12 protein-coding genes are annotated in these 13,638 nt (G+C 35.3%); 5 read left to right on the top strand and 7 right to left on the bottom strand.

The genetic code is table 11. From position 1 onward, the window contains the following. Positions 1-236 precede the first annotated feature (236 nt). Positions 237-860 carry a hypothetical protein gene (locus tag MUA40_RS02460; RefSeq protein ID WP_016426235.1) on the top strand — a complete coding sequence of 208 codons (624 nt, stop codon included), beginning with the start codon at positions 237-239 and terminating at the stop codon, positions 858-860. Positions 861-964: 104 nt separating this feature from the next. Here MUA40_RS02460 and tenA read toward each other — a convergent pair whose 3' ends face one another. The 4 genes from tenA to MUA40_RS02440 all read right to left on the bottom strand — a co-directional run bounded on the left by tenA (position 965) and on the right by MUA40_RS02440 (position 4,769). Then, a complete protein-coding gene (tenA, locus tag MUA40_RS02455) occupies positions 965-1,642 on the bottom strand; it encodes a thiaminase II (protein WP_016426234.1) in 678 nt (225 codons plus the stop codon). Positions 1,643-1,783: 141 nt separating this feature from the next. Then, positions 1,784-2,326 carry a TetR/AcrR family transcriptional regulator gene (locus tag MUA40_RS02450; protein WP_016426233.1) on the bottom strand — a complete coding sequence of 181 codons (543 nt, stop codon included), beginning with the start codon at positions 2,324-2,326 and terminating at the stop codon, positions 1,784-1,786. A 476-nt stretch (positions 2,327-2,802) separates the two neighbouring features. Beyond that, positions 2,803-4,263 carry a membrane-associated protein TcaA gene (locus tag MUA40_RS02445; RefSeq protein WP_228446250.1) on the bottom strand — a complete coding sequence of 487 codons (1,461 nt, stop codon included), beginning with the start codon at positions 4,261-4,263 and terminating at the stop codon, positions 2,803-2,805. A 41-nt stretch (positions 4,264-4,304) separates the two neighbouring features. Further along, positions 4,305-4,769 (bottom strand): MarR family transcriptional regulator TcaR, encoded by a 465-nt coding sequence (locus tag MUA40_RS02440; protein WP_016426231.1) that lies wholly within the window; start codon positions 4,767-4,769, stop codon positions 4,305-4,307. A gap of 308 nt (positions 4,770-5,077) precedes the next feature. Between MUA40_RS02440 and MUA40_RS02435 the strand changes: the two genes are divergently transcribed. Next, a complete protein-coding gene (locus MUA40_RS02435; RefSeq protein ID WP_016426230.1) occupies positions 5,078-5,863 on the top strand; it encodes a YdcF family protein in 786 nt (261 codons plus the stop codon). A gap of 122 nt (positions 5,864-5,985) precedes the next feature. Here the strand turns inward: MUA40_RS02435 and MUA40_RS02430 are convergent, their stop codons facing one another. After that, positions 5,986-6,687, bottom strand: a complete 702-nt coding sequence (locus tag MUA40_RS02430) for an ABC transporter ATP-binding protein (RefSeq protein WP_016426229.1) — start codon at positions 6,685-6,687, stop codon at positions 5,986-5,988. Beyond that, on the bottom strand, positions 6,684-7,748 hold the full coding sequence (locus MUA40_RS02425; RefSeq protein WP_016426228.1) for an ABC transporter permease: 1,065 nt from the start codon (positions 7,746-7,748) through the stop codon (positions 6,684-6,686). Before MUA40_RS02425 ends, MUA40_RS02430 begins: the two co-directional genes overlap by 4 nt. A 229-nt stretch (positions 7,749-7,977) precedes the next feature. On the opposite strand from MUA40_RS02425, the gene MUA40_RS02420 reads away from it, so the two are divergent. Beyond that, positions 7,978-8,655, top strand: a complete 678-nt coding sequence (locus MUA40_RS02420; RefSeq protein WP_016426227.1) for a response regulator transcription factor — start codon at positions 7,978-7,980, stop codon at positions 8,653-8,655. After that, positions 8,648-10,018 carry a HAMP domain-containing sensor histidine kinase gene (locus MUA40_RS02415; RefSeq protein ID WP_016426226.1) on the top strand — a complete coding sequence of 457 codons (1,371 nt, stop codon included), beginning with the start codon at positions 8,648-8,650 and terminating at the stop codon, positions 10,016-10,018. Before MUA40_RS02420 ends, MUA40_RS02415 begins: the two co-directional genes overlap by 8 nt. Before the next feature lie 248 nt (positions 10,019-10,266). On the opposite strand, the gene mqo is transcribed toward MUA40_RS02415, so the two are convergent. After that, on the bottom strand, positions 10,267-11,772 hold the full coding sequence (gene mqo / locus MUA40_RS02410; protein WP_016426225.1) for a malate dehydrogenase (quinone): 1,506 nt from the start codon (positions 11,770-11,772) through the stop codon (positions 10,267-10,269). Positions 11,773-12,373: 601 nt separating this feature from the next. On the opposite strand from mqo, the gene MUA40_RS02405 reads away from it, so the two are divergent. Further along, on the top strand, positions 12,374-13,555 hold the full coding sequence (locus MUA40_RS02405) for a glycosyltransferase family 4 protein (RefSeq protein ID WP_016426224.1): 1,182 nt from the start codon (positions 12,374-12,376) through the stop codon (positions 13,553-13,555). Positions 13,556-13,638: the final 83 nt, after the last annotated feature.

The raw sequence follows: 13,638 nt of genomic DNA, 5'->3' as shown, positions 1-13,638 counted from the left end.
CTTGATAGGAAATTTATCCTATATGGATGGAGAAAATATCATTTATTGTAGCACCTATCAAGACAAATCTTTTTAAAACATCATCCAAAGACAAGAAAAAAAGGATTGCGATGAGCAGAACCTTTCAGATTTGTTGCTTACGACTATTAATATAGGCGTAGGTATAATATAATGCTTATATTATTGTCATTATCATTCGTTCAAAATCTCAAATCTTATTCTTGGAGGCGTCCTTTATGAAAGAGAAATCTCAATCCCAGCCCCATTTCCAGCAACAGTTTGACTATCAAACCATTCATCGTGGTAAGCGTTATGGCAAAAAACGTCGCTCATGGGTTAGTTTTACTCTTACTTTAATTGCGGCGGTATTTGTAACGATAGCTGCCTACAGCATGTATTCCGATACGCTGTTTAAAATGGGTTTCATTAATGAAAATGTCACTTTTGATAAGCTTAAAGTCATTACAACGCAATTGAGCAGCATTACACTCATTGATATTTCTGCAGTTGAACAAAAGCTCAGCGTTTTAATTAAAGTATTGAATGTTTTCTTTATACTATCTCTTGTTAACATCGTCTTAGCTTTATTAACACTCATTTTTAATCGTACGCTTTTAAAAATACTTAATTTCATCATTGCATTTTTCATCACATTGATTCCGATTGGTTTTCTTTACTACATTGATGAAGTTGCTGATGAATTTGCGAAACAACTTGCACCTTATGTTGGTCAAGTCGACGCTTCTAATTTATTAGCAGGCGCCAATGCGTTACATAATGCTATTATTTTCATGGGGATTGCGACATTCCTTTATTTCATTAGCTTATTCTTTAGAAATCGCCGTCCGAAAATTAAATAATAAATCGAAGCCACCTTCCGCATTCATTACTTTTGGATTGAAGGTGGCTTCGATTTTAATTTACTGTACAACAATTTCGCTTCAATGATTCATCTTATATCAACTTACTTATAAGGCACTGGCCACGTTTCAAGGTTTTCTGCCATATCCCAAAACATATATTCAAAGTAGCTCGTATAAACCACAATATCTTCTAATGCTCGTAACTTCTCTTCGGGCATACCTTCTGTGACCTGATTCATGATCCGTACAACATCGTCTTTAAATGTCGTAAATGCTTCCGAACTATACATCTCAATCCATTCCCCATAGAATGGATGATCAATCGCACCCTCAATTTGGCTCAGCGCTTCTCCAATATATTGATAACTCCAAGTACACGTTAAAACAGCCGCAATCACGTTTTCAATATCTCCGCGTTGCGCAAGATTCAACATATAACTCGTATACGCTAAAGTCGTACTCGCTGGCTTTGTTTCCTCTAACTCTTGTTCTGAAATGCCAAATCTTGCTGCATATTGTCTATGTAATGCCATTTCTGTATTTAATGTGCCTGCGACTAACTCACCGAATGTTGTCATCATCTCTAAATCCGACGCTTTAGTAACACCTATCGCAAAGAGTCGCGTATAATCGATTAAATAAATATAGTCTTGTTTTAACCAATGTTTAAACTTTTCTTGATCAAGTGAGCCGTCACCAATCCCTTTAACAAACGGATGATCAAGATAACTTTGCCAAATCGGTTTTACCCGTTCAAACAGTCGATCTGTAAATGTCATAACCGCATCCCCTCTCATCGTTTCTTTATTTAACATCACATAAATTTCCGAAAACTTCAAGAACAGAGGCAAAATTTGATTCCAATTTTTATTCACCAGTAAAACGGATGAATGTCGTTCTGTTAGCCCATTTCATATTTGTTATTCGTGCTTAAAACTAATTAATTTTTGATAGAGTTTATCCATATAATAAGCATCGAATGCAATATTACAATCAATGCGCCATTGATTCATAGATTGTATCGTAGACGTATACACATAACCGAACACTTCTACTGGGAAGTGCGGTTCAAAAGGCAGCGTCATCTCATGTGATTTCAGCTCACCTTCAAAGTACTTGGAAAATTGTTTTAAAATTAATCGATAAAATTTAGGATTTTCTTTTTGTGTTTGTAAAATGTTTATAATTTGTTGATCAAATGCTTTTTCCAGACTGCTAAAAGGATAATATAGCCGCTCTTCAAATTGTAAATTAAAATAAGGTTTCATCACACCTCTACAAACATACCAAAGTAGCTCATATTTATCTTTAAAATGCTGATAAAAAGTCGTTCGATGCACATTGGCTTTGTGACAAATATGATTAATTGTAATTTTAGTGAGCAATTGCTCTTCTAATAACTCTAAAAATATTTGAGATAATCTTAAATTTGTCTTTTGTACACGTATATCTTTTTCATTCATAATCCCCACCTTCACCTTTCTTCATGCTTAAAGGTGTTACCCCTTAATATGGCGTCTCTTTATACACATTTTGTTTATTATAAACTAACTTTTAATTCATTTACAATGAAAAAATTCTTGAAACGACATAATTATCAAATGTATATTGTTTTACTACATCTTTTATATAAGTATCATATTTAATTATATAAAAAAAGACGAACAAAGCTTTAATTAGAAAATAAATCGTTCAGGTGACGATTAAATGTACAAATATTGAGCTATTGGGATGGTTGATATGAATGGAAGTCGCTTCAAAATGTCAACTTTTCTAAATGACTGGAAACAAAAAAAACAGAATAGAAATTCAAAAAATTAATTTTGATTTCATAATCCTGTCTTTTTGAACGAAGCATCGTGACATATTATCATACAAATACACAATACACTATTCATCAGCCACAATCTGTCTATCGCTTCACTTATGGGCCATGCTTTTAATAGTCTTCATAATTGACGATTTTTAAATGTTCCCCATTGGCATCACCATCAATTAAATAATGGGATTGAATGATTTGACCTTGCTCATTTTCTTTTTCAACTAACACCGAATAAAAATCATTATTTTTACTTACATTCGTCACTTTGGGGTTTGTAAAATGATATTGTGTGTGTCCATTAATTTTCGCTTTCATGACCTCATAATTAGATGTATCTTTTAATAGATAACTTGAAACCTCAGCAAAATCTGATTTTTCATAGGCTTTATTGAGCGCACCTGTGTATTTCTTGATAAACTCACTGACTTTGTCAAAAGTATTCTTTTGTTTGGATGCATTAAATTTTTTAATTTCATCCTTATCAAAGGACAATTCCACTTCATTTTCAGACTGTATGTCATTCTTTTTGATTACTTTTTCATTCGACTTAAACTTTTGATCATAGGATTTTCCTTCCGCATAAATCACTATATCTTTGTTAAGCGGGAATGATTCATACGTTTCATCTGATCGCGGTTTAATTTTTTCACCATTAATGACAATCATTAAGTCTTTTTTATTCAAACCTTCAGTATTTTTAAGTTTCACTTTTACTTTCGCTTCTTCAAAATCCTCTGTTACAGGTATCGTCTCGTTGCTACTTTGATCAAAATCAAACTTCAGTTGTCCTTCATAAGTCCCTCGGTCTGTTGTCTTAACTGCATCAACTGCGTACCGTCCAGGGATGTAATTCCCTAAAGCGACGGATTGCCCTTTTTCAGTAATGATTTTCTTCTTCAAACCGTCTGATTCAAATTCAAAAGTTGCTTTTTCATTTGATTTGATGACAGCTTGTTTTGTAGGTGCTTTAAATCCGATATTATCAAAAATGAGATAGCGCCGCCCATTTTTACTAATTCGTAAAACATCTTGCCCCTTTTTCGTTTTAACGTAAGAAGCAACGGCTGTCTCATGATTTAAACTATCCACAGTGCGGAAAACATCTTTTTCAAATTTTTTCATTCCTATTTCATCTTTAATATATTTGATGTAAGTTGCCGCTTCTTTTCGACCTACTTTATTGTCCTTTGAACTAAGAATATTCGATACTTTTGCGACGTCATCGTTATTCACAGCATTAATTAATATTTTTGCTTGCGCTTCAGGAGAATTGAAATTTCTTAATAATAAAAACAAAATCATTAACAAAATTAGAATAAACGTAACGATAGCAATAGGTATGACCGTCTTTAATGGGAGACGATTTTTATGAGGAGGTGTTGAGTTTCCTTTAGTTTGTCGACTCAATGATGGCGTAGGTTCTTTCGAATAAGAAACTTGACTACCACAATGTCGACATATATTTTTCTGATTTATCGTTTCTTCTTCACAAACTGGACACCAGCTCATATTTTCACCTCTATTCCTTCTAATTAAAATTTTAACGATGCCTTTATCAAAACTTTTAGATTGCCCCATTAAGACGGCATCATTGGATAAAAACAATCTATTCGACTCAATTATAAACGACTGAGCTGAGATTTGATACGTTCATCTATCTTTTCAAGCATTTCCCGCGTAGCTTCAATTTGATTAAGCGGAATATCTGATAACATTTTATTGGCAAGATTAGCTATCAAATCGCGCGATGCACGTACATAATTTGCCCCTTCTTCGGTAAGTGCTACATATTTTAATCGTTTATCGTATTCATGATTCATTGTCATCCACTGAACTAGCCCAAGGTCCACGAGTTTCTTAATCCGCCTACTGACAGCTGCTTTATTGACACCTTGCTTTAAAGTAATTTCCGTTAAAGTTAATGATTTATGACTAGAGAGCATCAAAAGGACACTTGATTGTTCGTTAGAAACCCCATATTTCGAACGCAAATCTTTTAATAACGCTGTCGTTAACGCATTCATATTCGTCATAAACTCACCCATAAACGTTACATGTTGACTCATTGTTTTAGAATCAGCCATCGTTCATCACCACCTTCACAACATTCGACGATCTTTACTATCGTAACAACAATTATTTTATAATGAAACGGTCTTTTTTATCATTTTCTTGGAGAATTTAGTATGATGATTGTAAATGACAAATAAAGGACACACTTATTTAAATGAATATACTCACTTATTTTTTATTAACAAGCTACATTATAATCTTAATATTTATAAAGATAAAGCCACATCGTATATTAAATATTTCATTGTTTTATATTTTAATGCTAATCAATATGCTCATCGTTAGCAATACCTTTATTTTAGGAGAGAATCGGCTTCTTATGATGGGCATACTTTTAGGGTTAGGTTTATGTGCAATTGCGACATTACCTTTTCGATTTTTGATTAAACGCAACTACACGATAAAGTACGTTTTATTATATCATTTCATGCTGATCAGTTTAATTTTAGGTTGCTTTTTCGTGAAAGCCGTAATTCCAAGTGTTTTAACCCTCCCTTTTGATTTACTGATTAACTTGACAATCGTGTTTGTCGCATCGTGGCAATGTTACCTTTTGATGACTTATCAATTTAAACAAGTACGACCGCTGTATCAAAACCCAACGATTCTCATTTTAGGTGCAGGTATTTTTACAGAGCGTGTGACACCTTTATTAAAATCACGTTTAGATGCTGCCATGACATTGATCCCACAGGGTTCTTCTCAATTCAAATTGATTATGAGTGGTGGACAAGGTCCCGATGAACCGATACCAGAAGCATTAGCTATGCAACGCTATTTAATACAACATGGTATTTCACCGCAACATATCGTTTTAGAAGACGCTTCGACAAACACACAAGAGAATATTATATTTTCTAAAGCTTACTTGGATGCATCAGATATCGAAAAATTAGTCATCGTCACAAGCGACTTTCATATTATGCGTGCCCTTCGTATTGCACAACGCGAAGGGATTCAAGCGACTGGTTTCGGTGCACCTACACCACGCCTTGGCATCTCTTTACTCCACGATTATTGTGGATTGCTTTTCAAATATCCTTTTACTTGGTGGATTTTTGGTATCGTACAAGTTCTTATCGGTATCTATGGGCTATTGATGTAAACGTGCATGTGCCATTTGTTTGTCCACTTCATCACAATAAAAAGACTCGACTTTTGCGTGTGCTACTACACATTTTCAAAAATCGAGTCTTTCTTTTTATATGATTTAAAAGCTTATCAAGTTCATGATTGAACTGCTATTTTTGATGCATGCGTTTTATCAGATAATTGACCATCTTTCAGGTAAATCATACGATCAGCATAGTCGAATAATCGCTCATCATGTGTCACCATAATGCCGATTGCACCTTCTTCTTTCACTTGACTTTTAATCATTTCTACCACTTCCGTTGCACGCTTTGCATCTAAGCTTGCGGTAGGCTCATCCGCTAATAACAATTGTGGTTGATTCATCCAAGCACGCATAATCGCCACACGTTGCTTTTCTCCACCAGATAGCATATGTGGATAGGCATCTAGTCGATGTGCCAAGCCAATACGTTTTAACAGCGCAACCGCACGTTCACGAGCCGCCTTTTTACTCATTCCCGCTTCTTTTCCTACCAATTCTAATTGCGCACTGACTTTTAAATAAGGCACAAGATGTGCAGCTTGAAAAATAAAGCCAATATCTTTTAATCTTTTTTCAGTTAATTCACTTTGATTTAAATGATTGAACGCTTCACCATTTAATAAAACTTGACCTTCTGTAGGAGAAAGCAGCCCGCCAATAATAGATAATAATGTTGATTTACCCGATCCAGATGCACCATTTAAAATGACAAATTCACCAGGATTGACTTCAAAATTAATATTGTTCAGAACCTTGGTCTCTGCTTCACCCTTACCAAACGTTTTGACTAAATCTTGGACAATTAAACTCATTGATTTCCACCTCCAATTGCTTCAATAGGGTCAATTTTAAAAACACGAATCAACGATAACAGCGCCCCAATCACGGCGACCACGATAAAGACAATCACAACGAGCACCATGTTCATCATACTAATATGAAACGGCATTGTAACAGGCAATGCTGCGGAAAGGCCTGCAATAACTCCCAATGCAATCAAGACACCAATGATTGTAATAAACAGAATTTGGAATAGTAATGACCATAATAAGTGACTTGTCTTCATTCCGATTGCTTTCAAAATACCGATTTCTGCCGTTTTTTGAATCGTCATCACATAGAAAAATGCAGTCAAAACAATAGCAGTAATTACAAATAAGCTGACAATCATCATATTCAGTGGTGCTTGTTCTGCTTGATAACTTGGAATTGCACCCGTTAAATCGTCTTTATTTACGACTTTCACATCTTTTATCTGTTTAAGATGGTCAATATCATTTTTACTCACATGATTCAAAAAGTATAAAGCAGTCGCACTTTGATGATTGGCAACTTTCTTAAGACCGCCTTCATTGACCAATGCCACATTCGTATGTGCATACATCGCATCATCGAAGAAGCCGACAACTTTCAATTTTGTATCATTCCCTTTGATATGAATCGTATCACCGATGTGTAAACCTTCTCCCTCGAGTTTACTATTTATAGTGACTTCCCCGTCATGTTGTGGAAGTTGACCTGCTTTTAATGAAGGTAATTCTTGCTTCGGCATTGTTGCGAATAACATATCCATCGTATCCCCTTTAAATTTTCCAGTTGCCATGGTTAATTTTAAAGGAGACTGCGTAACGAATTTTTCAACGGCTTGCTGTTCCGAATCTGACAAATTCGATTTTTCAAGTTGTTGATCCACGCCTTTTTGAATCACAAATTGTTCTGATTTAAAGGAATCAATAAGCGAAATATTTTCTCTTGCTAAGCCCTGTGCTAATCCCGTAATAAAGAGCACCATACTTGCCAGTAAGATCACAATAAACGTAATTAACAGATATTTAAATTTATGAAACTTCAGTTCATTTAATGCAATAGACATGAACACGACTCCCTTTCTTTCTCATTTCTCTCACAGTTTACTTCGGAAATATGAACTGAATATGAACAATAGACGGTTTCATCATTTTTATTAAATATTTTCGTGAAAGACGTTTAGGGAGCGCTGTGCAACAATCACCTTTGGTTACCCAGTTTCAAAATAGACATGATACAATAGATAACAAATTATGAAACGTCGCTCTCATTTATAAAAGAAAGGTTGTGGAAGCATGCCAGTCACGTGTTTAATCGTAGACGATGACCCTGAAATACTAAACTATGTCGAAACACGCCTCCAACATGAAGGCTATCATGCCGTTTCATTAAAAAGTGGAGAAGCCGCACTGAGTTACCTTGAAAAGCACACGATTGATATTGCAATTGTAGATATTATGATGGACGGTATGGACGGTTTTGAGCTATGCCAAACTTTAAAATATGACTATGAATATCCCGTCATTATGTTAACAGCACGAGATGCCCTAAACGATAAGGAACGCGCCTTTTTAGCTGGAACAGATGATTATGTCACAAAACCGTTCGAAGTGGCTGAACTTGTCTTTAGAATTAAAGCTGTATTAAGACGATATCAAGTCGAAACAGCTACACAACTGACATTAGGAAATTTAACAATAGATCAAAGTCAATTAGAAGTAAAAGTGGGGTCTAAAGGCATGATATTACCTAATAAAGAGTTTGCCTTACTGAGTTTATTAGTTGCTTACCCTAGACAAGTTTTTGAACGTGAATCACTGATTGAAAAAATATGGGGCTTGGATTATGAGGGGGATGAAAGAACTGTGGATGTCCACATTAAACGCTTGCGCACGCGATTGGCTAAGCTTGGAGCTAATATCCATATCGAAACCGTTCGTGGTATCGGTTATAAGGTGATGGAAAATGCTTAAATCACTTTATTCTCGTTTTGCTATTTATACACTGACGGTTATGATTATTAGCGCCCTTTTAAGTTTTGAAATTTCCAATATTTATTATCACTTTGAACTCAAAGACAAAAACGATGCGAAAATAATGGCTACTTTAAAACGCGCACAAGCTTATAAAGAAGCACAGCAAGAACAAGATTTAAAGCGCTATTTAACATTATTAGGAAATCTTAATTATCAAGTGGTCGCATACAATGCAAAGGGGGAAGTTCAATCTTTCGGAGAACCTTTTAGGAAAGATAATTTAAATCGCGCAACAATTTCACACGTCTTATCCGGTCATGACTATCACGGAATCGCAAAAAGACCTTTTCATCCTTTTATTACTGGCTTTTTTGATAATGAAACACGTAATACAGTCGGCACTCAATTTAAAACTGATCATGGTCGTTATGCCGTATTTATCCGACCTGATATCGGTCATACCTTTGCAGAATTTAGAATTTTTCTGCTCGTTTTACTCGTATTACTCGTTGTTATTTCTATTTTACTTGTTATTTGGTCCACTTATGCTTTAGTGAAGCCTGTGAAACAACTTAGAAATGCAACAGAACGTATGATGTCTGGTGATTTCGCAACACCAATTGCTATTACACGTCGTGATGAATTGGGGACATTACAACAACATTTTGATACGATGCGCCTTGAATTAAAACAACTCGATGATATGCGCCAACACTTTGTACAAAATGTCTCTCATGAGATTAAAACGCCTTTAACACATATTCATCATTTATTAACCCAATTACAACAAGAAAAAACAACGCCTAAACAATCGGACTATATTGCTAAGATTTATGATGAAACTCATCGCTTAAGTCAATTGACACGTCAGCTTCTATTGTTATCTGAACTGGACAATGATGCACATCTTCAATTTGACGATGACATCAAAGTACATCAATGTGTATTGGCTATCTTAAAAAACGAAAACTATGCGATTGACCAAAAGAATCAAGTCTTAATATATGATCTGGATGAAGTTACGATTAAAGGAAATCAACGTTTACTGACCCAGGCTTTTGAAAATATCATTCGTAATGCGATTAAATATACAGATACTTATGGGACGATTGAAATCCAACTCACAGCAAATGATAAGAATGTTTACTTTGAGGTCACAGACGATGGCCCTGGTATGTCTGAATCAGTTCAAAAACACATCTTTGAGCGTTTTTATAAAACGACATCACATACTGATAGCAATGGATTAGGCCTAGCAATTACAAAATCTATTATAGAACGCCATCATGGAGAAATTAGCGTTAACAGTCAACTGGGTGACGGCACGACATTTACAATCATATTGCCACGCCATGCTTAACAAGAGTCTAAAGCCTTGAGCAGAACGCACATAAGCTGTAACAATCTGAATCTGGAAAAGACTTTCGTTTCTATAAGAAAGTAATCACCTTAGCTCCCCCGCGTTTCCCTCATTTATTATTTAACAAATGAGGTTCAATTTCATTATGTCATTAAAAAAAGGGACAAAACTTTTGATTTCAAGTTTTGTCCCATTCATTAGGCTTTGGTTACGCCTTTATAACTTCTATATTTAAAGATAAGTCACTATTAACTTAATAATGTACCAGACTCATCTAATTTTAATTGTTTTGAAATTTCATGATTCAAAGATTTAAAAAGTTCGATTTCATCTGTAAGACGCTTACCGAATGAAGGTACCATTTCTTTTACACGTGGCTCCCATTCTTTAAATTGATTTGGAAATGCACGTTGTAAAATGTCGAGCATCACTGCAACTGCAGTAGAAGCACCTGGTGATGCGCCTAGAAGTGCCGCAAGTGTACCATCTTTAGAAGTAATCACTTCCGTACCAAATTGAAGCGTGCCTTTACCTTTTTCTTTAGTATCTTTAATCACTTGAACACGTTGACCGGCCACAACTACTTCCCAGTCTTCATTTTGTGCAGTTGGTACAAAGGCTTTTAAATCCGCCATTCTTTGATCATTTGAAAGTAACAGCTGTTGGATGAGATACTTCGTTAATCCCATTTCTTTCGCACCCGCTGCTAACATAGTTGTGACATTATTAGGTTTCACAGATTTAATGAGATCTAAATATGAACCTGTTTTCAAAAATTTAGGTGAAAAACCTGCAAAAGGACCAAATAATAATGCACGTTCACCATCAATAAAACGTGTATCCAAGTGTGGAACCGACATAGGTGGTGCACCTACTTCAGCCTTACCATAAACTTTAGCTCTATGTTTTTGCACAACTTCTGGATTTTTGCATACTAAAAACAGCCCACTTACCGGAAAGCCTCCAATATGTTTGGATTCAGGGATACCTGTTTTTTGTAATAACGGTAAACTAGCGCCCCCTGCCCCAATGAATACAAATTTAGATGACACTGTGAAAACACGATTTTCTTTTAAATCTTTAATCTTCACAGTCCAAGTTCCATCTTTATGTTGCTTTAAGTCTAACACCTCATGTTCGTAATACAGCGCGCCCCCTTTGGCTTTAATTTGTGACAATAACTTACGTGTTAATGCCCCAAAATTGACATCTGTCCCCGATTCATCTCGCGTTGCCGCAATCGGTGTCGTTGTATCTTCACGGCCTTCCATCATTAAAGGCACCCATTCTTTTAATGTTTCAAAATCATCTGCTAGAGACATGCCTTGGAACAGTACATTTTCACGGAGTGCTTTTACACGTGCTTCTAAAAATCTTACATTTTCTTCCCCAGTTACAAAACTCATATGAGGTACTGTACGAATAAATGCTTCAGGATTTTGTAATTGACCTTTTTTAACGAGATATGACCAAAATTGTTTAGACACTTGGAATTGCTCGTTAATTTTAATCGCTTTAGAAATATCCATCGTGCCGTCTTCTTTTTCGCTTGTATAGTTTAATTCGCATAATGCAGAATGACCTGTTCCAGCATTATTCCATACATTTGAACTTTCTTGCGCACATTCATCTAAGCGTTCAAAAACATTAATATCCCAGTCTGGTTCCAACTCTTTTAGTAATGTGCCTAATGTAGCACTCATAATTCCGCCGCCGATAAGTACGACATCTGTCTTGTTATGTAAGTTGTTCATAACAATCCAGTCCCCCTTTTCGTTTTAAATCATTTGTTTGCATGTAGGATAGACAATTTTAACCCAGAATCCATTGCCACATTCTATCCCGTGAGGAGCGCTCAACTTCTAACGGCTTTAGTTTAAGCAGCAATAGAAGTACGTCACTGGCTACGTATCAACTAGCGACCACACTTAAATGTGAATTCATTCATATTCCCAGCTTTGCCCTTTGTTAAGCGTGAGTACGTAATCAAATGGATTGCGCCATCTCACCGCGAAATATGTAAAAATTGACGTAACATGGTGACAGCGTCAGCCTCAAACTCACATTGACTCAAATGAATCATCATCAATCTTTCAAAATTGTTTGATAAATGTGCCTCAAAGTACACCCATCATGATGATTATTACTTCAATTATATACCTTAATCATAGAAGAAAAAAGCGTTTGCGATTAAAATTATGAATTTTTAATACTACTATTTTTACTTTCAAACAAATTAACATTTTTATGTATATATAAATTTTCAAATATTCCGAATAAAATTATCACTTCTCTAACACTAATGATTTTAAGAATGATATAATATATAAAAAGCAAGCAATTGAGGGATGCGACATGAAGTCTATCACTTTTTTAATGCATAACATTTATGCAGTTGGCGGTACAGTAAAAACCATTACAAACCTCGCGAACCAACTCGTTCGTCAAGGACACCAAGTGACAATTATTTCTATTTTCAAATCTAAAGATAAACCCTATTTCAATCTTGATTCACGTGTCATCGTCAAGCCTCTCATCTATTATCAACTCAGAATACGTCACTTGATGCCGCTCGCTGCCAACCGAATTCGTAAATTTACACCGTTATTAAAACCAAAATATTTATCCAAATACGAGCCCGGCTATCGTCAATATTCAAGTTATATTGAGAAAAAAATCATCCATGCCATTCAAAATGATCAATCAGATGTTTTTGTCGGCACGCGTGCAAGCCATAACATATTAATTGCTCGGTTTGGTAAACATCACCAAGTAACAATCGGAATGGAACATATGAACTTAGATGCCCATTCCCCTGAATTAAAAGATGAAATTCTGACTTATTATCCACAACTCAGCGCAGTGACAACTTTAACGGTTCAAGACAAAAAGCGCTATGCTGAATACTTGGATATTCCAATTTTTGTCGTTACCAATATGATTGATGAAAAACGCCACCACATTATGAAAAAGCGACAAATTATTGCTGCAGGTCGATTTGAATATGAAAAAGGGTTCGATCTATTAATACAAGCCATTTTTGAAATTCAAGATGATTTAAGAGACTTTGGTTACACTGTTTCTATTTTTGGTGACGGTAGTGAAAAAGAAGCCTTACAACAACAAATCAATTTTTTACGCATTCAAGATTTAATCTTTTTACGTCCAACAACGCAACACTTAAGTACCTATATTGCTGAAAGTAAGATCACTTGCATACCATCGCGCAACGAAGGATTTGGCATGACCATTTTGGAAGCAATGAATCAGGGGAGCATCGTGATTAGTTTTGATGGCAACACTGGACCCGAATCCATCATAAATCACGGTCAAAATGGATTTTTAGTTCCACACCACCAACCCTCACAATTGGCAATGCAAATATTGGAAATCATGGAATATGATAGCTCTAAATACCTTAAACCGATTATACAAAATGGGTATAAAACTGTAGATAACTACCAACCAGAAGCCATATATCAACAATTCAAAGACACTATAGATGCCGTCGTTCAGCCACACAATATAAACTCATAATAAAAGCCATTCAAAGATATTTGTTTCATCTTTGAATGGCTTTGTTTTATTTTTATAAATTTACAACTATTTCATAAGTTATA

Source organism: Staphylococcus schleiferi (genome assembly GCF_025558325.1).
GTDB classification, from domain to species: Bacteria; Bacillota; Bacilli; order Staphylococcales; family Staphylococcaceae; genus Staphylococcus; species Staphylococcus schleiferi.
The sequence above is the reverse complement of the archived record's forward strand: the minus strand, read 5'-3'. Positions and strand labels throughout refer to the sequence as shown.